The organism is Duganella sp. CT11-25 (assembly GCF_047302815.1).
Taxonomy (GTDB): Bacteria; Pseudomonadota; Gammaproteobacteria; order Burkholderiales; family Burkholderiaceae_D; genus Rugamonas.
Genome location: NZ_JBKBFD010000001.1, coordinates 1597919 through 1623648 on the forward strand (window position 1 = coordinate 1597919; position 25730 = coordinate 1623648).

General features: G+C 66.1%; 18 protein-coding genes. 12 read left to right on the forward strand and 6 right to left on the reverse strand.

Translation table 11 applies throughout. The features are described from left to right. Window positions 1-78 precede the first annotated feature (78 nt). From ACEN9F_RS06540 to ACEN9F_RS06585, 10 genes are all read left to right on the forward strand, one after another. Window positions 79-2241, forward strand: a complete 2163-nt coding sequence (locus tag ACEN9F_RS06540) for a TonB-dependent receptor (RefSeq protein WP_413419012.1) — start codon at window positions 79-81, stop codon at window positions 2239-2241. 107 nt (window positions 2242-2348) lie between these two features. Beyond that, window positions 2349-3182, forward strand: a complete 834-nt coding sequence (rhlP, locus tag ACEN9F_RS06545) for a rhombotarget lipoprotein (RefSeq protein ID WP_413419014.1) — start codon at window positions 2349-2351, stop codon at window positions 3180-3182. After that, window positions 3157-3675 (forward strand): rhomboid family intramembrane serine protease, encoded by a 519-nt coding sequence (locus ACEN9F_RS06550; protein WP_413419016.1) that lies wholly within the window; start codon window positions 3157-3159, stop codon window positions 3673-3675. Before rhlP ends, ACEN9F_RS06550 begins: the two co-directional genes overlap by 26 nt. Before the next feature lie 60 nt (window positions 3676-3735). Continuing rightward, window positions 3736-4440 (forward strand): CPBP family intramembrane glutamic endopeptidase, encoded by a 705-nt coding sequence (locus ACEN9F_RS06555; RefSeq protein WP_413419018.1) that lies wholly within the window; start codon window positions 3736-3738, stop codon window positions 4438-4440. Between the two features lie 117 nt (window positions 4441-4557). Beyond that, complete coding sequence (locus ACEN9F_RS06560) at window positions 4558-5778, forward strand: sterol desaturase family protein (protein WP_413419020.1); 1221 nt, start codon at window positions 4558-4560, stop codon at window positions 5776-5778. Continuing rightward, on the forward strand, window positions 5775-8168 hold the full coding sequence (locus ACEN9F_RS06565) for a TonB-dependent receptor (RefSeq protein ID WP_413419022.1): 2394 nt from the start codon (window positions 5775-5777) through the stop codon (window positions 8166-8168). The genes ACEN9F_RS06560 and ACEN9F_RS06565 overlap by 4 nt, the downstream gene beginning before the upstream one ends. Then, entirely contained in the window at window positions 8168-9559 is a 1392-nt protein-coding gene (locus ACEN9F_RS06570) for a serine hydrolase domain-containing protein (protein WP_413419024.1), read from the forward strand. Before ACEN9F_RS06565 ends, ACEN9F_RS06570 begins: the two co-directional genes overlap by 1 nt. Then, complete coding sequence (locus ACEN9F_RS06575; protein WP_413419026.1) at window positions 9556-10452, forward strand: MaoC family dehydratase; 897 nt, start codon at window positions 9556-9558, stop codon at window positions 10450-10452. Before ACEN9F_RS06570 ends, ACEN9F_RS06575 begins: the two co-directional genes overlap by 4 nt. A 28-nt stretch (window positions 10453-10480) precedes the next feature. Continuing rightward, window positions 10481-11056, forward strand: coding sequence for an NnrU family protein (locus tag ACEN9F_RS06580; protein ID WP_413419028.1), 576 nt, complete (start codon window positions 10481-10483; stop codon window positions 11054-11056). A 105-nt stretch (window positions 11057-11161) separates the two neighbouring features. Then, window positions 11162-12697, forward strand: coding sequence for a class I SAM-dependent methyltransferase (locus tag ACEN9F_RS06585; protein WP_413419030.1), 1536 nt, complete (start codon window positions 11162-11164; stop codon window positions 12695-12697). Here the strand turns inward: ACEN9F_RS06585 and ACEN9F_RS06590 are convergent. From ACEN9F_RS06590 to ACEN9F_RS06610, 5 genes are all read right to left on the reverse strand, one after another. Beyond that, complete coding sequence (locus ACEN9F_RS06590) at window positions 12674-13729, reverse strand: diguanylate cyclase (protein WP_413419032.1); 1056 nt, start codon at window positions 13727-13729, stop codon at window positions 12674-12676. The genes ACEN9F_RS06585 and ACEN9F_RS06590 overlap by 24 nt on opposite strands. A gap of 8 nt (window positions 13730-13737) precedes the next feature. Then, window positions 13738-16824, reverse strand: coding sequence for an efflux RND transporter permease subunit (locus tag ACEN9F_RS06595; RefSeq protein ID WP_413419034.1), 3087 nt, complete (start codon window positions 16822-16824; stop codon window positions 13738-13740). 12 nt (window positions 16825-16836) lie between these two features. Continuing rightward, a complete protein-coding gene (locus ACEN9F_RS06600) occupies window positions 16837-17982 on the reverse strand; it encodes an efflux RND transporter periplasmic adaptor subunit (RefSeq protein ID WP_413419036.1) in 1146 nt (381 codons plus the stop codon). A 25-nt stretch (window positions 17983-18007) separates the two neighbouring features. After that, a complete protein-coding gene (locus tag ACEN9F_RS06605) occupies window positions 18008-19549 on the reverse strand; it encodes an efflux transporter outer membrane subunit (RefSeq protein WP_413419038.1) in 1542 nt (513 codons plus the stop codon). A gap of 186 nt (window positions 19550-19735) precedes the next feature. Continuing rightward, a complete protein-coding gene (locus tag ACEN9F_RS06610) occupies window positions 19736-20242 on the reverse strand; it encodes a hypothetical protein (RefSeq protein ID WP_413419040.1) in 507 nt (168 codons plus the stop codon). A 560-nt stretch (window positions 20243-20802) separates the two neighbouring features. Here ACEN9F_RS06610 and ACEN9F_RS06615 point away from each other — a divergent pair. Together ACEN9F_RS06615 and ACEN9F_RS06620 are read left to right on the forward strand one after the other, a co-directional pair. After that, the gene (locus tag ACEN9F_RS06615) at window positions 20803-21375 is read left to right on the forward strand and encodes a hypothetical protein (RefSeq protein WP_413419042.1); all 573 of its coding nucleotides are present in this window, start codon (window positions 20803-20805) and stop codon (window positions 21373-21375) included. Between the two features lie 31 nt (window positions 21376-21406). Beyond that, window positions 21407-24964 (forward strand): pectinesterase family protein, encoded by a 3558-nt coding sequence (locus ACEN9F_RS06620; protein ID WP_413419044.1) that lies wholly within the window; start codon window positions 21407-21409, stop codon window positions 24962-24964. Window position 24965: 1 nt separating this feature from the next. Here ACEN9F_RS06620 and pcaD read toward each other — a convergent pair whose 3' ends face one another. Beyond that, on the reverse strand, window positions 24966-25730 hold the full coding sequence (gene pcaD, locus ACEN9F_RS06625) for a 3-oxoadipate enol-lactonase (RefSeq protein ID WP_413419046.1): 765 nt from the start codon (window positions 25728-25730) through the stop codon (window positions 24966-24968).

Genomic DNA, 25730 nt, shown 5'->3' on the forward strand with positions numbered 1-25730 from the left:
TCAAGTACGCCCGCGCGCCCCGCCGACACGATTGCCGGGGCCGGAGGCCAGTCACGTCTGAACATTCAAGGATTTAACATGCAGCACACGCCACAACTCCGCACCCTGCCGCTGCTGATCGCAGCCGCCTTCTACGCCCACCACGCCAGCGCCGCCGATACGGCCGCCGATGCCGCGGCGCCCGACGCCGCACCGATGCAGCAGGTGGAAGTCACCGCCGCCCATCTGAAAAACGCCCGCATCGACTTGTCGCCCAACGTCGGCACCACCATCTATTCGATCGACAAGCACATGGTCGACCAGCTGGGCCAGGGCGACAACACGCCTTTCAATGAAGTGCTGCTGCGCCTTCCGGGCGTGAGCCAGGACTCCAAGGCCTCCGGCTCGATCCACGTGCGCGACGACCACGCCAACGTGCAATACCGCGTCAACGGCGTGCAGCTGCCGGAGAGCATCACCGGCTTCGGCCAGTCGATCGATACCCGCTTCGTGGAATCGACCGATTTCATCACCGGCGCGCTGCCGGCCCAATTCGGCCTGCGCACCTCAGGCATCGTCGACATCCAGACCAAGGAAGGCCAGCCCAAGTCGGGCGGCCGCGTCGGCGTGCTGGTGGGTAGCCACGACCACGTGGAACCGAGCGCGGAGTTCTTCGGCACCCAGGGCGCCTTCAACTACTACCTGTCCGGCAGCTACCTGTCGAATAATCTCGGCATCGAAAATCCGCTGCCGACCAGCAGCGCGCTGCACGACCGCACCAGGCAGGCCAAGTCCTTCGGCACGCTGTCGTACTTCCTCGACGACCAGACGCGCCTGGGCCTGATGTTCGGCACCTATAACGGCCGCTTCCAGATTCCGAACAACCCGGACCAGGCGCCAGCTTATTCGCTGACCGGCCATAGCGACGCCGGCGCGGGCACCAGCACGCTGGCCTCCTCGCAGCTGGACGAGAACCAGCGTGAAGTCAACCGCTTCCTGGTGCTGTCGCTGCAAAAGAGCGTCGGCGATCTGAACTACCAGGTGTCGGCCTTCCACCAGTATTCGGAACTGCACTACACGCCGGATCCGCTGGGCGACCTGATCTACAACGGCGTGGCGTCCAACACGCTGCGCTCCAATTCCTCCAGCGGCCTGCAGTTCGACTCCAGCTACAAGCTGAACGATGCCCACACCGTGCGCGCCGGCCTGGCCTACACGCGCCAGACCACGCATAGCGACAACAGCGTCGGCGTGTTCGACCTGGCCGACGACGGCTCGCAGCTGAGCACCGATCCGCGCACCATCATCGACAACGGCAGCAAGACCGGCAAGACGTCCAGCATCTACCTGCAGGATGAATGGCATATCGGCGTGCCGCTGACGCTGAACTACGGCGTGCGCTTCGATAAAGTCGCGGCCTATGTCGACGAGCAGCAATGGAGCCCGCGCGTGAACCTGGCCTACCAGGTCGCCAAGGGCACGGCGCTGCACGCCGGCTATTCGCGCTACTTCACCCCGCCGCCGCAGGAACTGGCGGCGCAATCGAGCATCGACAAGTACGCCGGCACCTCCAACGCGCCGGAAGTGCCGGTGTCCGACAACGTCAAGTCCGAGCGCACCAACTACTACGACGTCGGCGTGAGCCACCAGTTCAACGATCAGTTGACCGTGACGGCCGACGCCTACTACAAGAAGATCCGCAACATGCTGGATGAAGGCCAGTTCGGCCAGGCGCTGATCCTGTCGCCGTTCAACTACGACCGCGGCTACGCCAAGGGCGTGGAACTGTCGGCCGTCTACAGCGAGAAGAACTGGGGCGGCTTCCTCAACCTGACCACGCAGCAGGCCAAGGGCCAGAACATCGTCTCGGGCCAGGCGCTGTTCGCGCCGGATGAACTGGCGTACATCGCCAACCACTACATCTACGTGGACCACGACCAGACCTACACGGTATCGGGCGGCGCGCACTACCACTGGGGCGACATGCAGCTCAGCGGCGACTTCCTGTACGGCAGCGGCCTGCGCATGACGCCGGACGACGCCGCCCCCAACTCCGGCCACCTGCCGCACTACACCACCGTCAACCTGGCGCTGACGCATACCTGGAAAAACACCGGCGTCGGCACGGTGGAAGGCCGCCTGGCGCTGATCAACGCCTTCGACAAGTCCTACCTGCTGCGCGACGGCTCGGGTGTGGGCGTCGGCGCGCCGCAGTACGGCGAACGCCGTTCCTTCTACGCGGGGCTGTCGACCAGTTTTTGAGATTAGCCAGGAGTCCGTGGTATCCAGGTGATGCCGGGGCGGCGGAGTACCAATTAATTATTTGGTAACGTATAATCCGCCGCACCGACATCCTTCCCCAAGACTCCATGCGACTTCTTCAAGCCCTGATACTCGTACTCGCCGCAGCGGCATTGGCCGGCTGCGCGTCGTGGCACAACTATAACGGCGCCCGGCAAAACGGCAGCATCGTCGACTATCTGTATCCGGACGCGAAGAACGCGCCGGCCATGACGCCCACCGTGACCAGGCTGCGGCCGCCGGTACGCGTCGGCATCGCCTTCGTCCCCGGCGCGGGCTGGGGCAGCGGCGTGCCGGAGGCGCAGAAGATCAAACTGCTGGAGCGCGTCAAGGAGTCGTTCTCCAAGCATCCCTATATCGGCAAGATCGAGATCATCCCGACCCAGTACATGCGCGCCAAGGGCGGCTTCACCAACCTTGACCAGGTCGCGCGCATGTTCGATGTCGAGGTGGTGGCGCTGCTGTCCTACGACCAGGTCCAGTTCACCGACAACAATGCGCTGTCGGTGCTGTACTGGACCATCATCGGCGCCTACGTCATCCACGGCGACCAGTACGACGTGCAGACCATGCTGGACGCCTCGGTGTTCGACGTCCAGAGCCGCAAGCTGCTGTTCCGCGCCCCCGGCACCAGCCAGATCAAGGGCAGCGCCAGCATGGTGGGCATCGGCGAAAAATCGCGCGCCGCGCAGACCGAAGGCTATAACGCCGCCGTCGAGCAGTTGATTCCTCAACTGCAAACGGAATTGGACAACTTCCGCGAGCGCATCAAGAACGACGCCAGTTTCAAGGTGGAGAACAAGGCCGGCTACAAGGGCGGCGGCGGCATGGGCTGGATCAGCCTCGCCTTCGCCGTGCTGCTGGGCGGCGTCGCATATGCCGTTCGCCGACGCCGCGCCTGAACTGCTGGAGTTCGACCGCCACGCGCTGCTGGCGGGCGACATCTGGCGCCTGTGGACCTGCCACCTTGTCCACTACTCGTGGCAGCAGGCGCTGGTCGACGGCGCCGTGGTGCTGGTCGCGGGGCTGATCGCGGCCCGCGCCTACGGCGTGCGTCCCATGCTGGCCGCGCTGGCGCTGGGCGCGCCATTCATCTCCATCGGCCTGCTGCTCGTGGCGCAGGGCTGCCTTTACTATCGCGGCGCTTCCGGCCTGGCCGTGATGCTGACCGTGATGGCCGGCGCCGCGCTGTGGCCGCAGGCCGGCAACCTGGCGCGCATGGCGCTGGCGGTGATGGCGATGTCGCTGGCCGCCAAGATCGCCGCGGAGGCGCTGCTCCTCACGCATGGCTGGTCCGACCTGCCGCCCGACGTCCTCGTTTCCTGGCAGGCGCACCTGCTCGGCGCGGCCGCAGGCGCCGCCGCGGCATGGCGCATCAAGCGCCGACCGCGTTGACTATTTGGTAACGTATAATCGGCGCATTTCCATTCACCTCCACTCTCAAGGATGCGGCTCATGGCTGAAATCGCGCTGGCGTTCTATCTGGTCTTCATCCTCCCCGGCATGCAGCTGCGGCGCAGCCTGCGCCCCGTGGAAGGCCCCAAGCGCTCGCGCACCCAGCGCTATCTGTCGACGATACGCCAGATAGCGCTGCTCCTGCTGGCGCTTGCGGCGGTCTGCTGGTGGAACGGCTACACCCCTGCGGCGCTGGGACTATCCGCGCCAACCGCCGGTCCCGCCCTCTGGTCGCTGGCCGGCGTCGCCATCGCGCTGCCGGTGCTGCACTTCGTCGGCAAGATGTTCGAGAATAAAATGGATCCCGCCAAGCGCGCCGCCGCGCAGGAAAAAATCCTCGCCAACCAGGGCTTCCCGCGCACGCCGGCCGAACTGCGGCTCTTCATATTGCTGATGCTGTTCGTGGCCGTCGGCTGGGAGCTGCTGTACCGAGGCTTCCTGATGCTGGCGCTGACGCCGCTGATCGGCACCTGGGGCGCCGTCGCCGTCGCCGCCGTGGCCTACGGCGCGGGACACGGCTACCAGGGGGCCAAGCCGTTCGCCGGCGCCATCGTCTCGGCGCTGCTGTTCACGGTCGGCTACGTGCTGACGGACAGCCTGTGGTGGTTGATGCTGGTGCACTTTGCCATGCCGATGGCGATCCCCATCGGCTACTACAAACTCATGCGCGAGCCGGCGCCGCCGCCGGAAATACAACTGGATTAACTATTCATATGAATCCGACCCGTTTGTGTTCGATACACGTCACCCGGGCCGGTAATTCTTGTGTATCTATCATGGTTGTAGGCATAATCGAAGCGCCTTAAACAACCCTGGCCCCACGTGAATCCTATCGTCTTTGCGATCCCTGTTTTCATGCTGACCATCCTGCTGGAAGCATGGGTAGCGCACCGCCGAGGCACCGCCGCCTACGACACGGCGGACGCCCTGACCAGCCTCCACCTGGGCATGATCAGCCAGGTCACCGGCCTGTTCGTCAAGCTGGCCGTGCTGGGCATCTACACCGCCGTCTATGAGCACTGGCGTCTCGCCTCGCTGCCGGCGAACAGCGTCTGGGTCTGGGTAGCCGCCCTGCTGGCCTACGATTTCTTCTACTACTGGGCGCACCGCATGGGCCATGAAGTCGGCGTGCTGTGGGCTGCGCATGTGGTGCATCATTCGTCCGAGTTCTACAACCTGTCCACCGCGCTGCGCCAGACCTCCAGCGGCTGGATGTTCGGCTGGCTGTTCTACCTGCCGATGGCGCTGGCCGGCGTGCCGCCGCTGGTGCTGGCCGGCGTCGGCCTGATCGACCTGCTGTACCAGTATTGGGTGCATACCGAGATGGTCGGCCGCCTCGGCTGGCTGGACCGGGTGCTGGTCACGCCGTCCAACCACCGCGTGCACCACGGCCAGAACGACTACTGCATCGACAAGAACTACGGCGGCATCCTGATCCTGTGGGATCGCCTGTTCGGCACCTTCGCGGAAGAACGCGAGGACGAGAAAATCATCTACGGCGTGCGCACGCCGCTGCGCAGCCTCAATCCGCTGTGGGCCAACTTCCATTACTACGCCGATCTGTGGCGGGCCACGCGCCAGGTCAAGGGCCTGCGCACAAAACTGTACGTCTGGTTCGGGCCTCCCGGCGGCTGGACCGGCGAGCCGCTGGGTCATTTCGACGGCGCCCGGTTTGAACACTACCGCAGCAACACGCCGGCGCCGGTCGCCATCTACGCTATGCTGCAATTCGCCTTGCTGGTACCATGCGTGTCGCATTTGATCGCGGTGGCGCCGATGCTGGACGCGGGCGCGCTGGGGCTGTACGCGGCGCTGGTCGTCGGCAGCACGCTGACGCTGGGCGCCCTGCTGGAAGGCCGCCGCGCCGCCATCCGCATCGAGCAGGCGCGCGCCGCGGCGCTGGGCCTGGCGTTTGCGCTGCTGCCGGCGTGGTTCGGATTCGATGCACCGCTGATGTTGCGCGCGGCGGCGCTGGTGATGTTGCTGGGCGCAGCTGCATGGTTGGAAAAAAACATAAAAACTACACCTTGGAGGACGACTTGAAAACTACCCGCACCATTATCGCCGCCAGCCTGGGCGCCGCTTTCCTTGCGCCGCCGGCATGGGCCGCCGACGAGATCCAATCGGTGGTCGTGACCGCGCAATCGCGCAAGCAGCTGGTGCAGGATGTGCCGATGACCATGCAGGTGTTGACCGCCAAGGACATCGCCAGCGTCGGCGCCAAGGACCTGGCGGACCTGAACGGCTACATCCCCGGCCTGACGGTGGACGCGATCGAACCGACCCAGCCGAGCTTCGGCATCCGCGGCGTGCAGGCGGGCGACTTCGGCATCGCCACCGATTCGCCGGTCGGCATCTATGTCGACGGCGTCTACACCGGCAAGACCGGCGGCGCGCTGATGAACTTCATCGACGTCCAGCGCATCGAGGTGGTCAAGGGCCCGCAAGGCACGCTGTTCGGCCGCAACAGCGCGGCCGGCGCGATCTCCATCACGCCGAACGAACCGGGCAAGGAAGTCGACGCCGCCGGCCATCTCAAGCTGGGCAAGTTCGGCCGCACCAATGCCGACGCGATGATGAACCTGCCGATCAGCGACACCCTGGCCGCGCGCGTGGTGGTGGTGCGGTCGAAGAGCGACGGCTGGGTCGACAACACCGCCACCGGCCAAAAGTCCGGCGGCGACAATGACTGGGCCGCCCGCGTCTCGCTGCGCAAGGACTTCGACGCCGCCAAGCTGGTGCTCTCGCTGGAACACGAGGACATGGACCAGGACGGCCGTCCGGCCTTCGGCGTGATCAAGAATCCCGCGCTGCCGCTGGGCGGCTACCGCGGCGTGTACGACGCCGCCTATACCGCCAACTTCGTCAACCCGCTCGACGCGCCGCTGGCCAACGACCAGCAAGGCAGCGAAGGCCGCAAGTTCGACGGCGCCACGCTGCGCTTCGAAGCGCCGGTGGCCGGCCTGACCTTCAACTCGACCACCGCCTACCGCCGCTTCGAGACCTACAACCTGACCGACAACGACGGCGGCGCGCGTGCCGACCTGCACCTGACCACGCAGGACGCCAAGAAAGCCCACAGCTTCCAGCAGGAGTTCAAGCTGTCCGGCAAGACCGACCGGCTGGACTGGATCGCGGGCCTGAGCTTCTACCACAACAACGAGCACCAGGACGCCGGCGCCTACGTCACCACCGGCACGCTGGATACCCTGAGCCAGTTCGCCGGCGGCGCGCCCAATTTCGCCATGCTGTTCGGCGGCCTGGGCGCGGCAGGCGTCGGCGGCATCAACGCCAACAGCGTGTTCACCTGGGACGAGACGCACTACAGCGATGTCCAGACCAAGTCGGCCTCGGTCTACGGCGACACCATCTGGCACCTGACGCCCACCACCAACGCCACCGTCGGCCTGCGCTACACCAGGGACAAGAAGCGCATGACCTGGTATGTGCCGGGCCGGGTGTCGCCGCAGCTGGACGACTTCCTCAATATGTTCGGCCCGTTGGCCGGCCTGAACGCGGCCTCGTTCCCGTCCAATGTCATCTTCGACACCGCCGCGCGCCTGGCGTCGTCGCCGGTCAGCCGCGAGAAGGACTGGACCGACTTCAGCCCGCGCCTGGTGCTGGACCATAAGCTGAACAAGGACACGATGCTGTTCACGTCCCTGTCGCGCGGCTACCAGGCCGGCGGCTTCAACATCTTCACGCCGCCGAATCCGGCCTCCGCCACCAACACCGGCAAGGACCCGAGCTTCGAACCGGAAAAGATGACCAACTTCGAAGCCGGCTTGAAGATGGTGCTGCCGCAGTACAACGCCACCGTCAACGCTTCGCTGTTCGCCTACAAGTTCAAGAACCTGCAGGACATCCAGCTGTACAGCGTCGGCACGCTGCCGACCTATAACGTGGTCTCCAGCGACCAGAAGGCGCACGGCCTGGATCTCGACGGCCGCATCCGCATCACGCCGCGCGTGACGGTGTTCGGCGGCATGGAATACATCGACCAGACCTACACCCGCTACCAGCGCCTGGACGCCGACGGCCACGTCACGCTGGACCTGGGCGGCCAGCCGGTCGGCACCCCGCGCCTGACCGCGATGGCCGGCGTGAACCTCAACTGGGAAATGGCCGAGGGCCGCGCCAGCGTCAACTTCCAGGGCACCCACGCCACCGCGACGCGCTGCAACAGCGACACGGCTGACCTGAGTTGCCTGCGCACTGCCAAGCTGAAGACCGGCACCGCCACCAGCAAGTTCGACCTGCGCCTCGGCTGGGACAGCCCAAGCTCGCGCTATGGCGTGGCCGTCATCGTCAACAACGTGTTCGACCAGCGCTACGTGCAAACCCTGGCGGGCCAGACCGAGCAATACGGCGCGCCGTATGCCAACATCACGCCGCCGCGCGCGATCGCGGTCGAGTTCAGGGCCAGCATGTAATGGCGTCCAAGCTCACCCTGGCTGCGGCGGCAGTTGCGTTGGTCGTGGCCGGCGGTGCGCTGGTGCTCGCGGTACGCCCACCCGAGTTGTTGCGGGTCGGCGCCAACTACGGCGCCAAGATCGTTTGTTCGAATGTATTCCTGGCCGGGCGCGATGCCCGGACCGTGCTGGCCGACGACGTGCAGGCGCCCGGCCATCCCGTACTCAAATACCTGGACGTGCGCGTCGACCAGGCCCGCAAGCTGGTACGCACCCAGTTCCTCGGCTTCATCGGCGACGGCCTGGCGCTGTACCGCCCCGGCACCGGCTGCGCAGTGGCGCCGGACGGCGACACCGCGCAAGCGGGCCAATACCAGTATGCCCCGCTGAAGATCTGGGCGCCCTCGCCCAACGTCGCCTGGCCGACCGGATCGCTGCCTGAAGTCTCGCCCGTGGTGCAGGAACTGCTGGAGCAGGACAGGCTGGCCGGCCCAGGCATGCGCGGCATCGCCGTCATCTATCGCGGACGTCTGATCGCGCAGCGCTACGGCGCCGGCTTCAACGCCGCCACGCCGCTGCTGGGCTGGTCGATGACCAAGACCGTCAGCGCGGCGCTGATCGGCATCCAGGTCGGCGACGGCAAGCTGTCCATGCAGCAGAAGGGTTTCTGGCCGGACCAGGGCGACGCCCGTTCCGGCATCACGCTGGCGCAGCTGATGGCGATGAGCAGCGGCCTGCGTTTCAACGAAGGCTATGGCGACGTCTCCGACGTCACCCGCATGCTGTACCTGGAGCCGGACATGGCGGCCTACACGGCCGGCCAGCCGCTGGCGCAGGCGCCGGGCAGCACCTGGAATTATTCAAGCGGCACCACGGTGCTGCTGTCGCGCATCTGGCAGCGCGCTGCCGCCGGCAACGCGCGCGACGCCGCCTCGGCCGCCGTGCTGTCGCTGCCGCACGACCGCCTGTTTGCGCCGCTGGGGATGAGCAGCGCGGTGATCGAGGCCGATGCGCGCGGCAACCTGGTCGGCTCCAGCTATATGTACGCGAACACGCAGGACTGGGCGCGCTTCGGCCAGTTCCTGCTGCAGGACGGCGTCTGGCAAGGCAAGCGCATCCTGCCGGCCGGCTTCGTCGAAACCATGCGGCAGCCGGCGCCGGCGTCGGGCGGCCAGTACGGCCAGGGCCAGCTGTGGCGCTGGGGCCCGTCCGGCGATACGCCCGAAGGGCAGGATCCCGACCAGCGCTTCCAGCTGCCGGCCGACACCTACTGGATGGAAGGCCACGACGGCCAGAGCATCGCCGTGGTGCCGTCCAAACAGCTGGTGGTGGTGCGGCTTGGACTGACGCCGCACCGGCTGCTGTACCAGCCGCAGGCCTTGCTGGCCGCCGTGGCCAAGGCGGTCGAATGACGGCGTCCCAGGTGCGGTACGGCCTGCTGCGCCATCAGGGCGCGATGCTCCGCATGAGCGGACAGATACTGATGCACGCGGCGCGGCGCGCGCTGCGGCCGGCATCTTCGCCGGCGCCCATCGCGCCGATAACGCGCACCATCGACGCGCCGCCGGAAGAGCTGGTCGAACACTACATCGCCTGGGCCTGCGCCTGGGCCGGCGACACCGGCCGCTACGACCAGGAGCTGCCGCCGCACATGGTGTCGCAATGGAGCCTGCCGCTGGTGGGCGAACTGCTGCTGCGGATGCCCTACCGGCTGGCCAGCGTGATCAACCAGGGCGCCTCGCTGCGGGCGCACGGCCCGCTGCCGCGCAACACGCCGCTGATCGTCAGCGCCGCTGTCGACAGCATCGAACACACCGCCGGCCGCATCAAGGTGGTGGTGGCCATCGTCACCGGCACCGCGCGCCAGGCCAACCTGCTGGAGGCCAGGCTGCATATGAGCTTCCTGCCGCCGGGCCCGCGCGCGCCCAGGGCGGCGCAGCAACGGCCGCCGGAGCCGCAATGGCGCACCGCCGGCCTGTGGCACGCCGATGCCGACGACGGCCTGCGCTTCGCACTGTTGACCGGCGACTTCAACCCGATACACTGGTGCGGCCCGCTGGCGCGGCGCTCGGTCTTCGGCGGCATGGTGCTGCATGGTTTCGGCAGCCTGGTGCGCAGCTACGAGGCGCTGGAGCCCGGCAGTTTCACTGAAATCGACGTGCGCTTCGTGCGCCCGGTGCCGCTGCCCTGCGCCGCGCTGTCGGTGCAGGTGGCGCCGGCCGGCAGCGCCGACGCCGACGGCTGGCGCGCCTTGCGGCTGGCCGGCGGCGGCGATGCGGTACACTTGGCCGGCCGCCTGCGCTGACGCCACCCACCTGACGAGGACAACCGCAATGACGATACTGATACTGGGCCTGATCATTTTCCTGGGACTGCACTCGGTCCGCATCTTCGCCGACGACTGGCGCACGCGGATGCGCGCGCGGCTGGGCGACAAGGCCTGGAAAGGCCTCTACTCGGTGGTCTCGCTGGCCGGCTTCGCGCTGATCATCTGGGGCTACGGCCTGGCGCGGCAAGCGCCGGTGGCGGTATGGACGCCGCCGCCGTTCACGCGCCACCTGGCCGCGCTGCTGGTGTGCGTCTCCTTCGTGTTCATCACGGCGGCCTACGTGCCGCGCAACGGCATCAAGGCGCGCCTGCACCATCCGATGACGCTGGGCGTCAAGGTCTGGGCGCTGGCGCACCTGCTGGCCAACGGCACGCTGCACGACATCATCCTGTTCGGCGGCTTCCTGCTGTGGTCCGTGCTGCTGTTCCGCTCGGCCCGCAAGCGCGACGCGGCGGCCGGCACGGTCTACCCGGCGGGCACCGGCGGCGCCACCGCGCTCACCATCGCCGCCGGCCTGGCCGGCGCCGTCATCTTCGCGCTGTGGCTGCACGGCCCGCTGATCGGCGTGCGGCCGTTCTGACCGCATCGCCACACGCCGCGGCACAACATTTCATTCTTGATATCCTTCGGGCCAAAAGTGATCTACAATCTTCCGATACTTCACTCGGGCAGCTAAGGAGACAGCATGACAGATTGGACCAGCGGCTACGTCGCGGATATCGGTTATACCTATGGCTACTACGCTGAGCTCAATCCGCTGCACGCCAGGCTCGCGCTGTTGAACGCCAGGCTGGCGCTGCCCGAAAACGGCACCGCCTGCGAACTCGGTTTCGGCCAGGGGGTCAGCACCAACATCCACGCCGCGGGTTCCGCCACACGCTGGTACGGCAACGACTTCAACCCTTCCCAGGCCAATTTCGCCCAGCGCCTGGCGCAGACTTTCGCCAACGGCCCGCAATTGTTCGACCAGTCCTTCGACGAGTTCTGCTCCCGCAGCGACTTGCCGGACTTCGACTATATCGGCCTGCACGGCATCTGGAGCTGGGTATCCGACGAGAACCGCGCCATCATCGTCGATTTCGTGCGGCGCAAGCTCAAGGTCGGCGGCATCCTCTACGTCAGCTATAACACCCAGCCAGGATGGGCGGCCATGGTGCCGGTGCGCGACCTGCTGGCGCAGCACGCCGACATGATGGCCGCGCCGGGCGCCGGCGTGGTCGCCCGCGTCGATGGCGCGCTGGACTTCGCCACCAGGCTATGGGCCCTCAATCCCACTTTCGCCAAGGCCAATCCGCAGATCGGGGAACGGATCAAGAAAATCGCCGGCCAGGACCGCCACTATGTCGCGCACGAGTACTTCAACCGCGACTGGCTGCCGATGTCGTTTGCCGAAATGGCCGGCTGGCTGGAACCGGCCAAGATCGAATTCGCCTGCTCGGCCACCTATCTCGACCACGTGCCGGCCGTGCACCTGACGCAGGAACAGCGCAGCTTCATCGACGACCTGCCCGATCCGGTGTTCCGCCAGAGCGTACGCGACTTCATGCTGAACCAGCAGTTCCGGCGCGACTACTGGATCAAGGGGCCGTGCAGCCTGAACACGCTGGAGTACCAGGAGCAGTTGCGCGCCACGCGCATGGTCATGACGGCGCCGCGCGCCAGCGTCACGCTGACCATCAACGGCGTGCTGGGATCGGCCACGCTGTCCGATGCGGTGTACCAGCCCATCCTGGAACTGATGAGCGACTACAAGGTGCGCAGCATCGGCGAGATCGGGCAGGCGCTGGAAGGGCGTAACATTTCGATGGCCCACCTGCACCAGGCGTTGATGGTGCTGACGGAAAAATCCGCGATGGCGCCGGCCAACGACGAGCAGATGATCGCGCACTGCCGGCCGCAGGTCGAGCAGCTCAACCGCGAACTGCTCGACCGCGCGCGCGGCAGCGCCGACATCAACTACCTGGTCAGCCCGGTGCTGGGCAGCGGCGTTGTGGTGCCGCGCTTCTCGCAATTGTTCATCCTGGCCATCGGCGCCGGCAAGACCGAAGTGGGACACTGGGCCCGCTATGCGTGGGAGATCCTGAAATCGCAGCAGCAGTCCATCCTCAAGGAGGGCAAGCTGCTGGAAGGCGACGACGCCAACCTGGCGGAACTGGTCGGACAGGCGACCGTCTTCCGCGACGAGCGGCTGGCGATACTACGCGCCCTCGGCGTGCTCTGACGGCCCGGCCACGCAGACGGCGTTGCGGCCGCCCTGCTTGGCCGCATACAGCATCTTGTCGGCCTGCAGCAGCCAGTCGGCCGGCGCCGCGTCCTTGTCCATGAAGGCCACGCCGATCGATACCGTGATCGGATGGCCGTCCATCAGCGCCGCTCCGGCGACGGCGGCGCGCAAGCCTTCGGCCAGGCGGCTGGCCGCGCTCAGGCCGGCGCCGCTGGCGATCACCGCGAACTCCTCGCCGCCGTAGCGGAACAGGCGGTCCGACGAACGGGTGTGCCGCCGCATCAACTCGCACAGCCGTATCAGGACCTGGTCGCCGGCCGGATGGCCGTAGCGGTCGTTGATCTGCTTGAAGTGGTCCAGGTCCAGCAACAGCAGGCTCGCCTCCAGCTGCGGCCTGCGCTCCTGCGCGTGGTCGGCCAGCTTGCGCTCCAGCGCGCGGCGGTTGCCGACGCCGGTCAGGAAGTCCAGCTCCACCGCCGTGTGCAGTTCCTTGTTCTGCAAGCCGGTGCGATAGGCGAAGATGTACGAGAACAGGTTGACCAGCCCCGTGGTCACCACGATGGTCAGCAGGTTGACCAGTTCCAGCTGCGCCAGCAGCATCCCGGCCAGCACCGCCAGCGCGACGCTGTTGATCGCCAGCGCGACGCTGGGGCGCAGCACGAAGAAAGCGGCGATCGCGGTCGGATAGACCCAGTAGACCAGCGACACGCCGCGCAGGTAGACCACGGCCAGCATGCCGGCCGAGTAGAACAGCGTCACGCCCAGGCTGGCCATCTTGTAGCGGCCGGTGCGCCGGACGTGGACGATCACCGCCAGCATGGCCAGCACCAGCGCCATGTCCACCGCGGCCGACAGCCAGCTGCCCTGCGTCAGGCGGTAGATACCGAAAGGCAGGATGCTGACGATGGTCAGCGCGCACAGCAGCATGAGGATGATCTCCTCCTTGCCGCGCTTGCGGTCGCCGGCCAGCCAGCGCCAGCGGCCGCCCCCTGCCCCGACCTCCGCCCGGGGCTGATCCGTGTCCGGCACGGCGGCGCTCAGTGGGCGCCCTGGCCGGACGGCTGCGGCGATACCGGGGCCGGCTCCGTGCCGGCCGGCGTGGCTTCCGCCTTGTGCTCGCCGGCCAGGAACATATACATGGCCGGCACCACGAACAGCGTGAACAGGGTGCCGATCGACAGGCCGGTGAAGATCACCAGGCCCATCGCATGGCGCCCCGCCGCGCCGGCGCCGGAAGCGATCACCAGCGGCACCACGCCGAACACCATGGCCGCCGTGGTCATCAGGATGGGACGCAGGCGGGTGGCGGCGGCCTCCTCGATCGCCTCGCGCTTGCTCTTGCCGGCCGCCCGCAGGTGGTTAGCCACTTCCACGATCAGGATGCCGTGCTTGGAGATGAGGCCCATCAGCGTCACCAGCCCGACCTGGGTGTAGATGTTGATCGAGGCGAAGCCGAGGAAGATGAAGGTCATCGCGCCGAACAGCGCCATCGGCACCGAGAACAAGATCACCACCGGATCGCGGAAGCTTTCGAACTGCGCCGCCAGCGCCAGGAACACGATGATCACCGCGAACAGCATGGTCACCAGGAAGCCGCCGGATTCGGCCGCATACTGGCGCGATTCGCCCGAGAAGTCCGCCGTGTAGCCGGACGGCGCCACTTCCCTGAGCGTGTCGCGCAGGTACTGCTGGATGTCGCCCTGCGACGAACCGGTCACGCCGGCGATGGTCGCCGAATTAAGCTGCTGGAAGCGGGTGATCGATTCCGGCTGCACGCTGTACTTGATGCTGGCCACGGTGCTGGCCGGGATCATGTCGCCGCCCGGCGTCTTGATGTGGAAGTCCAGCACATTGTCCGGGTTGAGGCGGTCGACCTGCTGCACCTGCGGGATCACCTTGTACGAACGGCCGGAGATCGAGAAGTAGTTGACGTAGCCGCCGCCCAGCGCCGCCGCCATGGCGTTGCCGAAGTCCTGCTGCGTCAGGCCCAGGGTGCTGAGCTTGTCGCGGTCCACCTCCACCCGCGCCTGCGGCGAATCGATCTTCAGGTCGACGTCGGCGAAGTAGAACTTGTTGTCCTTGCGCGCCTTGTCCAGCACCGCCTGCGCCACCGTGTTCAGGTTCTCGAACGGTTCGGTGGTGGTGATCACGAACTGCACCGGCAGGCCCGAGCTGCCCGGCAGCGCCGGGAACTGGAACGCCGCCACGCGGCCGCCGGCGATGTTGTTCCACTTGGCCTGCAGCTCCTGCTGGATCTCGTGCGCCGAACGGCCGCGCTGGTCCCAGGGCTTGAACAGCACGCCGCCGATGCCGGAGTTCACGGTCGGCACGCCGGTGATCTGGAACATCTGCGCATATTCCGGCAGCTCCTTGGCGACGTCGAAGATCTGCTTGGCGTAGATCTGCATCTGTTCCGAGGTGGCGGTGGGCGCGCCCACCACCTGCGACAGCACGATGCCCTGGTCCTCTTCCGGCGCCAGCTCGGACTGCGACATCTTGAACATCAGCGCCAGCAACGCGAACACGATCACGCCGAACACGATCAGCACCGCCCAGGTGTTGAGCAAACTATGCAGCACCCGCAGGTAGCCGTTGTGGACCTTGTCGAACACGCGGTCGATGGCCTTGACGAACTTGCCCTCGTCCTGCTTGACGTCGAAGAACCAGGCGCACATCATCGGCGACAGCGTCAGCGCGACGATGCCCGACACCGCCACCGCGCCCGCCAGCGTGAACGCGAACTCGGTGAACAGCGCACCGGTCAGGCCGCCCTGGAAGCCGATCGGCACGTACACCGCGATCAGCACCACCGTCATCGCCAGGATCGGGCTGCCCAGCTCGCGCGCGGCGACGATGGCCGAGTCGTAGGGACTCATGCCGGCCTTCATGTGGCGGTCGACGTTTTCCACCACGATGATGGCGTCGTCCACCACCAGCCCGATGGCCAGCACGATCGCCAGCAGCGTCAGCAGGTTGATCGAATAGCCGAACATCAGCATCACGAAGAAGGTGCCGATCAGCGACAGCGGCATCGCCACCACCGGCACGATCACCGCCCGCAGACTGCCGAGGAACAGGTAGATCACCACCGTCACGATGATCAGCGCCTCCACCAGCGTCTTGACCACTTCGCTGATCGAGGTGTTGATGAATTCCGTCGAGTCGTAGACGATCTCGCCGGTCAGGCCGGCCGGCAACTGGTCGCGGATCGCCGGGAAGGCCTCGCGCACGCGCTTGGCGACGTCCAGGATGTTGGCGTCCGGCGCCACCTTGATACCGATGAACACCGAGCGCACGCCGCTGAAGGCGACGTTGAAGTCGTAGTTTTCCGATCCCAGCGTGACGGTGGCGATATCCTCCAGGTGGACGATGGCGCCGCCCTCCTGCTTGACGGCCAGCGCCTTGAATTCCTCCACCGTGTGCAGGTCGGTGCCGGCGGTCAGCGGCACGGTCACCATCTGGCCCTTGGTCGAACCCAGTCCGGCCAGGTAGTTGTTGGCCGCCAGCGCGGCGCTGACCTCGGTCGCGGTGACGCCGTGCGCCGCCATCTTGCCGGCGTCCAGCCAGGCGCGCAATGCGAACTGGCGCGCGCCCAGCAGCTCGGCGGTCTGCACGCCCTGGATCGAGTCCAGCTTGGGCTTGACCACGCGCGCCAGGAAGTCGGTGACGTTATTGGTCGGCAGCGTATCGCTGTAGAAGCCCATGTACATGGCGTCGGTGGTCTGGCCGGTCTGCACCGTCAGCACCGGTTGCTGCGCCTGTTGCGGCAGCTGGTTGCGGACCGAGTTGACCTGGGTGGTGATCTCGGTCAGCGCGCGGTTGGAATCATAGTTCAGCCGCAGCGTGGCGGTGATGGTCGACACGCCGCTGTTGGACGACGAGGACAGGTAGTCGATGCCCTGCGCCTGCGCGATGGCCGATTCCAGCGGCTGCGTGATGAAGCCGGCCACGGTGGCCGCATCGGCGCCGTAGTAGGTGGTGGAGATGGTCACCACCGCGTTCTGCGTGCGCGGATACTGGTTGATCGGAAGGCTGAACAGCGAACGCAGGCCCAGCACCACGATCAGCAGGCTGATCACGCTGGCCAGCACCGGGCGCTTGATGAAGATATCGGTGAAGTTCATGGCGCGTTATCCTCAGTGTTCCTGCGGCGTCGGATTCGGGCTGTTGGCCGGCTGGATCTTGTTGTCGATCACGGCCGGCGTGCCGTTCTTCAGCTTCAGCTGGCCGCTGGTGACCACGGTCTGGCCTTCCTTGACGCCGGTGAGCACGGCCACCTGGTCGCCGCGCGTCGGGCCGGTGGTGACGAACACCTGCTGCGCCACCAGGTGGGCATTGCCCTTGTCATCCTTGAGCGCATCCTTGGCGCCGGCCGCCGGCGCCGCCAGCACGAACACGGTCGAGCCATACGGGTTGTAGGTGATGGCGGTCTGCGGCAAGGTCAGGTATTTTTTCTTGTCTCCCTGTTCCAGGCTGACGTTGGCGAACATGCCGGGCAACAGCTGGCGCCTGGCGTTGGGCACCGTGGCCTGGACCTGCACGTTGCGCGTGGCGGCGTCGATCTTCGGGCTGATCGAGGTGACCTTGGCGGGGAAAGCCACGCCCGCATAGGCGTCGTTGCTCAGGTTGAGCTTCTGGCCGATGGACAGGCCGGCCAGCTGCTTTTGCGGCACGAAGAAATCGACATACACGGTATCGATGGTCTGCAGGGTCACCAGCTTGTCGCCCGGGTTCAGGTACTGGCCCGGATTGACGGCGGTGATGCCCAGCTTGCCGGCGAACGGCGCGCGGATGGTCTTCTTGTCGACCAGCGCCTTCTGCTGCGCGACCAGGGCCTGGCGGTTTTTCAGGTCGGCGTCATCGCTGTCGACCTGCGCCTGGCTGATGGCCTGCGCCGCCAGTTGCAGCTTGTCGCGCTTGAGGGTGGTGGCCGCCAGGTCGGCCGAGGCTTGCAGCGCGCGCAGCTGGGCGACGTCGGAATCGGCGTTCATCTCGAACAGCACCTGGCCAGCCTTGACCTCGTCGCCCGACTTGAAGCGCACCGCGCGCACCAGGCCGGCGATCTCGGTGGTGACGTCGACGCCGCGCACCGGCGCCAGTGTGCCGACGGAGGTCAGTTGCGGCTGCCATTCGGAGACCTGGGCCTTGATCGCGGTGACCACTTGCGCGCCCGGCTTGGGCGAGCTGGCGATCAGCTTCTGGATTTGCATGTACTTCCCGAATGCGAGTACGGCGACCAGTAAAAGGACGCACCCTACCATGATGAGCATACGTTTGGTCATGAAGCTATCTCCTGCTGTTTTGATGTTATTGGGTCTTGCCGTATTGAGGTACTGCGGATACCGCGGTCGCCGCCGGCGCGCCGTTGGCACGGTTCCACCAGCCGCCGCCCAGCGCCTGGAACAGCGCCGCCGTATCGGCATAGCGCGCCGCCTGCGCCTGCACCAGGCTGATGTGGGTCTGCTGGTAGCTGCGCTGCGCGTCGAGCAGCACCAGGTAGCTGATGCCGCCCAGCTTGTACTGCTGCTCGGCCAGCGCCAGCGATTCGGCCGCCAGCGCTTCCGCTTCCGCCTGCGCCTTCAGCGCGGAGGCGTCGGCGTCCAGCGCGCGCAGGCTGTCGGCCACGTTCTGGAAAGCCGTCAGCAGCGTGGCGCGGTACTGCGCCGCCGCCGCGTCATACGCCGCCTCCGCCGCGCGCCGCTTGGCGCTCAGCGAACCGCCGTTGAAGATCGGCGCCGTCAATCCCGCCGCCAGGCTCCAGGCGGTGTTCTCGGAATCGAACAGCTTGCCGAAGGTCTGGCTGGACGAGCCGTAACTGCCGCTCAGCGTGAATTGCGGATACTGCGCCGCCGTCGCCACGCCGACCAGCGCGCTGGCCTGGTGCAGCAGCTCCTCGCTGGCGCGGATGTCGGGCCGCTGGCGCACCAGCGCCGACGGCAGCGACACCGGCAATTGCTCCGGCAGGGTCAGCGACTCCAGCGCGAATGCCGGCATGCCGCCCTCGCCCGGCAGCTTGCCGGCCAGGACCGACAGTTGATGGGTGCTTTGCGCCAGCGCCTTTTCCAGCGGCGCGATGGTGGCGGCGATCTGCGCCACCTGGTTGCGCTGGCTGAGCACCGTGGTGCGCGGAATGGCGCCGTACTCGAACTGCTTCTCGATCACGCCCAGCTGCTTGCTCAGCGCGTCCAGCACTTCCTGCGTGGCCCTGAGCTGCGCGCGCAGCGAGGCTTGCTGGATCGCCGTCGTCACCACGTTGGCGCTCAGCGCCAGGTAGGTCGCCTCGACCTGGAAGCGCTGGTAGTCCACCACGGCCTGCGCGCTTTCCAGCGTGCGGCGGGTGGCGCCGAAGACGTCCGGCGTGTAGGAGACGTTGACCGAGGCGTTATACAGGTTGAACACGCCGGCCGCCGCGCCGCTGGTGGCGGTGGACGTCTTCTGCCGCGCCGCGCCCAGCTGTCCGGTCACGGCCGGATAGACCAGGCTGCCCGCCTGCGCGTTATAGTTTTCCTGCGCCTGGCGCAGCGAGGCTTCGGCCGCCGCCATATTGGGATTCTGTTCCAGCGCGCCGCGTATCAGCTGGTCCAGCGCCGGCGAGCGGAACACCGTCCACCATTGGGCCGGGATATCCTGCCCGAACGCGAACTGCTGGGCAGCGCCGCCGGCGCCGGGCGCCGATGCGGTTTGCGCGGGCAGCGGCGTGGGCGTGTAGCGGTCGCCTGCGATGGCCGGAGCCGGTGGTGTTTTGAAGTTGGGGCCGAGTGCGCATCCGCCCAGGCCGGCGGCGATGATCGCCGCGACGCCGGCCCGCAAGGCCAGCGCATGGAAGTGCTTGAAGTTCTGGTTTTTCACTGACAGACTCCCGCTGTACTTTCACAAAAAAATCACCGAAAGTTAAATTAAATATACATTAGCTAACATATTCGCATTTTTTATGGATCAGGTGTGTTTTTTATGGCTGTGTGCGGACGAAAAAAAACGGGCTTTGCCTGAAGGCAAAGCCCGTTTCAATCGGATCGCTGCGCGCAGCGCAAACACTCAAACCAGTTCAGCAGTGGCGACCACGCCGTAGGCGCGGTTGGCTTCGGTCAGCGAAAAGGCGGAAGGCCCATCGACCAGTGCGTCGGCCGCATGTTCGGTGACCCGATAGGTGATCGGCAGTTGATAGCGGCGGCGTTCGTCTTCGCTGATCTTGCCGTCCTTGTTGGTGTCGGCGGCAAACTCTTCCTTGCTGACGGCGCCCAGCAAGCCATCTTCGCCCACGCCCGGCAAGCGCAGCGGCGCCGGCGCATCCGCGTCGTCAGCGCTGCTGGCGCCGATGCGCGCCTGGAAGATCTGGGTTTCAGGACGTTCGGCCAGTTTCTTCAGGCCATCATCGAATTGTTTGAGCGCCAGCTTGAGGCCGTCGTCGTCCGATTCCGCGACCGCCTTGACGACGGCGCTGGCACGGTCGGCCGCGCTGACCGCGTTGCCGGTGTCTGTCTGCAGGGGGCTTGGACCATTGAAGCCCGGCAGCGACAAATACGCGGCGACAGAAGCGCTCATGTCCGCATTTGTGCTCTCGTTGGGCGTGGCGATTTTTTTCGGTTCAAGCGACTTCTCCGCAACCACGGCTGCGGAAAGGGTGGCACCACCAATGTTGTTCACCATAATCATAATCAACTCCTGCAGGAAGATTCCTCACCCCTGAATTCTATCAGTGTTTTGGCAACAGTCACTATTTTATGCGGGTCTCCAGATCAAAAAGTGTCTTTTTCCCACGAAAAACTTTCTCTCAGGAACATTTTTAATTGCCAATATTAATCAAGCAGAGCTTCCAATAGTTTTTTGCCATCAACACCCTGCCGACAACGGCATTTCCTTCCGAACTGGCTTCAGAGTCGACGATTATCTCCGTTACAACACGCATTGCATAATTGGTCAGACCACCGTAGAATTGGTCAAACCAAAAGCAAACAGCTTTATCTTCCCGCATCACAGATTTTTGACCAACTGCGAGCTCGGCCCTCCCCGGCGCCTTCCTCCCAGTGGCACGGCATACGCGAGGTGTGCCGACCGGCGACCGGCGCAGACCGGCGTTGTCACTCAAACTATCTGGAGACAAAATGATTACCTGTATACGCAAAGCCGCCGCCGTGGCGTGCCTGGTGGCGGCCGCCGGCACCGCACACGCGGCTATCGAACCGCTGCGATCCGCCCTGATCACCGCCAGCTACAGCGGCGGCGGCATGCTGGGCAGCGACCACGGCTACGCCGATGAAGCCGGCAGCAATGTCAGCGCGCTCGATCCCTTCGACACCAGCGCGGAATTCCTGACCGGCGACTACCTGTTCGCCTTCGACTTTTCGCCCAGCGGCACGCTGACCATCTACAACAACGGCGCCATACCCGCCGGCGCCTATAGCGCCAGCTTCGACTTCGGCGCCACGCTGGGTGCGGCCATCACCGGTTTCAGCGTGACCGCTTCCGGCCTCACCTCCGGCACCCCGGTGCTCACCGTCGTCAACGCCCACACCATCGCCATCGACCTGGGCGCGGTGGAATGGAACGGCGACTTCAATCCGCTGCAGGCTGCGATCTCGCTGCAAGGTCCGGTGGCGCCGGTGCCGGAACCGGCCGCCGCCTGGCTGCTGCTGGCAGGTTTGGCAGCCATGCGATTGCTGCCCCGCCGCCGCTAAACCGCCGCCCACACAACTCAAGGAGCACCAGATGAAACAGAACCGTTTCAGGGCGGCGCTACGCCTGTCCCTATTGTTGTCCATACCGGCCGCCGCGCTGGCCGCCGTCGATCCAGCACTGCAAACCGCACCCGCCGACGGCTTTGCCGGCCAGGCCGGCGGCACCAACGGCGGCGCGGCGGCGCTGTCGTCGCAGATCTACAGCGTCGCCACGCGCCCGCAGCTGCTGGCGGCGATCCAGCGCGGCGGCGCCAACGCCAAGATCATCAAGTTGAGCGGCACTATCGACATGACAGAAGGCGTGCCGTATGCGAATACCGGCGACCAGGCCATACGCGGCCTGATACGCCTGCCCAGCAACACCACGCTGATCGGCGCCGGGCCGGGCGCGGGCATCGTCAACGGCCATATCGTCGTCTCCAACGTCTCGCAGATCATCATCCGCAACCTGAAGATCGTCAATCCGTGCGACGTCGGCCCGATCTGGGACCCGACCGACGGTGCGCTGGGCAACTGGAACTCGGCCTTCGACGGCATCGGCGTATCGGGCTCGGACCACGTCTGGGTCGACCACAACACCTTTACCGACGGCGCCATGACCGACGACCTGCTGCCGATCGAGAACGGCCAGGTCAAGCAATGCCATGACGGCGCGCTGGATGTCACCAACGCCTCGGACTACGTGACGGTGTCGTACAACGCTTTCGGCCAGCATCGCAAGAACAACCTGATCGGCTCCAGCGATACCGCCACCGCCGACACGGGCAAGCTGCGCGTCAGCTTCAGCAACAACGTGTTCCGCGACATCGTCAGCCGCGCGCCGCGCGTGCGCTACGGCCAGGTCCATCTGGTCAACAACTACTTCGTCGGCAGCAAATCGCAGCCGGCCTATCCTTTCGAATACGCCGTCGGCGTCGGTCACGCATCGCAGATCCTGTCCAGCAACAACGTGTTCGAGATCGCCGGCGTCACCCGCTGCGACGAGGTGGTACAGCCTATCGGCGGCACCGTGCCGGGCGCGTTCAAGGACACGGGATCGACGCTGAACGGCGCTGCGCTGACCGGCTGCCCGGCGCCGGGCAGCGTCGCCTTCACGCCGCCATATGCGTACACCGCGCGGCCATTGGCGCTGGTGAAGGCCAATGCGCTGGCGCAGGCCGGCGGCGGCAAGCTGACTTCCGCCATCAGCGGCAGTGGCAATGTCACGCCCGACACCTCCATCACGCTGACCTGTCCACCATCCGGCCTGTACTTCTGCGACGACTTCCAGAACAGCAGCATGGCCAACTGGAACCTGCTGCCTGTCGCTGGCCCGAACGGCAGCTTCAGCGTCAAGGCCGAGAGCATCGGCGCCGCCAACGTGGTGATGCAGTACACGGCCGGCACCACCGGTGGCGTGCTGGCGCTGCTCAAGCCGGCGGCGCTGGCCGCCATACCGTCCGGCGACTACTACGTCGAAGCGCGCATCAAGCCGATGACCAACAGCACCACCGGCAACAAGCAGCTGTACCTGCTGACGCGCTACAAGGACGCCGGCAACTGGTATGCCGGCGCCCTCAATGTGCAGGGCAGCACCGCCAGCACGCAGGTGGAGATCGCCAGGATGTTGAACGGCACGTTGACGCGCCCCAAGCAGGTCAAGAAGGCGATCCAGATGGACGCGCAGTTCTACACCGTGCGCTTTGAAATGATCGGTTCCTCGCTGACCATCTACCTCGACGGCGAAGCGCTGGGCACCATCACCGATGCCTCGTTCGCGGAGCGTGGCCTGGTGGGACTGTACACCGCCAACAAGTCGTTCCAGATCGACGACGTGCGCATCGGCGATCCATCGCTGAAGCCTTCACAACTGTCGCTCACCCCTTCTTCGCTCAGCTACACCGCCGAAGTGGGCGATACGCCGCTGGCGATCGGCGTCACCGCCGTCAAGCCGAATGGTACGCTGGACGGCTTCAGCGGCACGTCCAGCAATCCGGCCGTGGCCGCGGTATCCATCAACGGCACCGTGCTGACGGTGACGCCGGTCGGCAGCGGCAACGCCACCATCACGGTCACCAGTGAATCCGATCCGACCTTGCAGCGCACGCTGGCCGCCACCATCAGCCCGCAGTTCATCCAGCCCACGCAAGGCTACACGCTGGCCGGCGCCGCCCTGCCCGCCGCCCACGCCGCTGCGGCCAACATCGACGCCTCGCTGAAACTGACCTTCGACAATGCGCCGACGCTGGGTTCCGGCGGCAGCATCCGCATCTTCCGCAAGGCCGACGATGCGCTGATCGACGTGATCCGCTTGTCCGGCGAGAGCGATGTACTGGGCTATGCGGGCCAGGCCACCATCCGCAAGGTCAACACCACGCCCATCTCCATCAGCGGCAATACGGTGACGATCAAACCGCACAGCAACAAGCTGGCGTATGGCACCGAATACTATGTCGCCATCTCGAACGGCGTGTTCAACGGCGTCACGCTCGGCAGCGTGCCGTTCGTCGGCATCGGCAAGCTGGGCGACTGGTCGTTCACCACCCGTGCCAGCGGTCCGGCATCGGGCGCCGGCAGCCTGGTGGTCGGTCCTGGCGACGACGTGGACTTCAACACCGTACAAGGCGCGCTCAATTACGCGATGAAGGAATTGGGCCAAGCCGCCCCGCTGACCATCACCCTGCGCAACGGCGTCTACAACGAGCTGCTCTACCTGCGCGGCAAGGACAACGTCACGCTGGTTGGCGAAAGCCGCGACGGTGTGGTGATCCAGTACGCCAACTACGATTCCGTCAACACCGGCACCGGCGCCAGCCAGCCCAATGGCGACAGCGCCGCGCCGGCCGGCGGCCGCTCGGTCATGCTGGTCGAGGGATCGGACATGCTGGCCATCGATACGCTGACCTTGAAGAACACCACGCTGCGCTCCAGCGGCATTTCGTCGCAGGCGGAGACGCTGTACTTCAACAACGACAGCGGCCGCCTGGTGGCCAGGAACGCCAATTTCTACAGCGAGCAGGATACGTTGAACCTGAAGGGCTATGCGTGGTTCTACCGCACGCTGGTGGCGGGGAACGTGGACTTCATCTGGGGTAGCAGCCGCGCCGCGCTGTTCGAGGAAAGCGAAATCCGCTCGGTCGGCGATACCAGCAGTTCCAGCAGCGGCGGCTACATCCTGCAGGCGCGCGCGGCCAACGCAACGGACAAGGGCTATGTCTTCCTGAACAGCAGCCTGACGCACGGCGCCGGTCCCGGTCCGCTGCATGGCGACGTTCCGGCCGGCGCGACCTACCTGGCGCGCAGCGCCGGCAATGCCACCGCATGGGACAACATCGCCTTCATCAATACGAAGATGGATGCGCACATCGCCACCGTCGGCTGGGCCGGCGCGGGTGTCAACAGCCAGCCGGCGCCAAATCCGGCGGTGGCGACCGCCGCCAGTGGCTGGCGCGAATACGGCAGCACCACGCTGGCCGGCGATGCGATCAACCTGGCCGTGCGCGTCGGCGGTTTCCAGCTGAGCGCAGCCGATGTCGCGGCCGGATTTGCCGACCGCGCCAAGGTGTTTGCCGCCTATGGCGGCGGCGCGGGCTGGAATCCGCAACCGTAGATCAGGCGAGGAAGGCCGCCAGCGCCTGATTGAAGGCCGCTGGCGCTTCCACTGCGGAGATGTGCGATGCCGCCAGCGTCACCAGCGCGGCATCCTTGATCCTCTGCTGCATGAAGACGGCATCCGCCACGGTCGTCACCGGGTCATGCTGCCCGGCGATGACCAGCGTGGCATTCGGTATCGTGTGGATCTGCTCCCGCAGATCGGCTTCGGCCAAGGCCTCGCAGCAGCCCGCGTAGCCTTCCGCATTCCCCCTGCGCATGGCCTCCACCTGCGCTTCCACCGTCTGCGGTTCGCGCGCGATGAACCCCGGCGTGAACCAGCGCCCCGGCGCACCGTCGGCGATGGCGTTCAAGCCGCCGCTGCGAACGTCGTGCGCGCGCTGCGTCCAGCCGTCCGCCGTGCCGACGCGGGCCGCCGAATTGGCGATCACCAGCTTGTCGATACGATCGTAGGCATGGATGCCCAGCCATTGCGCGGTGATGCCACCCATCGACAGGCCGCAGAAATGCGCGTGGTCGATACGCAGGAAGTCCAGCAGCGCCAGCACATGCCCGCCCAGCTGCGCCAGCGTATACGGCCCGGCGGGGCTGAATGAGCGTCCATGGCCGCGCGTGTCGTAGCGGATCACATGGAAATCCCTGCTGAACGCGACGGCCTGTGCGTCCCACATCTCCAGGCTGGTGCCCAGCGAATTGGAAAACACCAGCGCCGGCGCGTCCGGCGACCCGGAGGTCTCGTAATAGATTCCGTTAGCGAGCGGCAT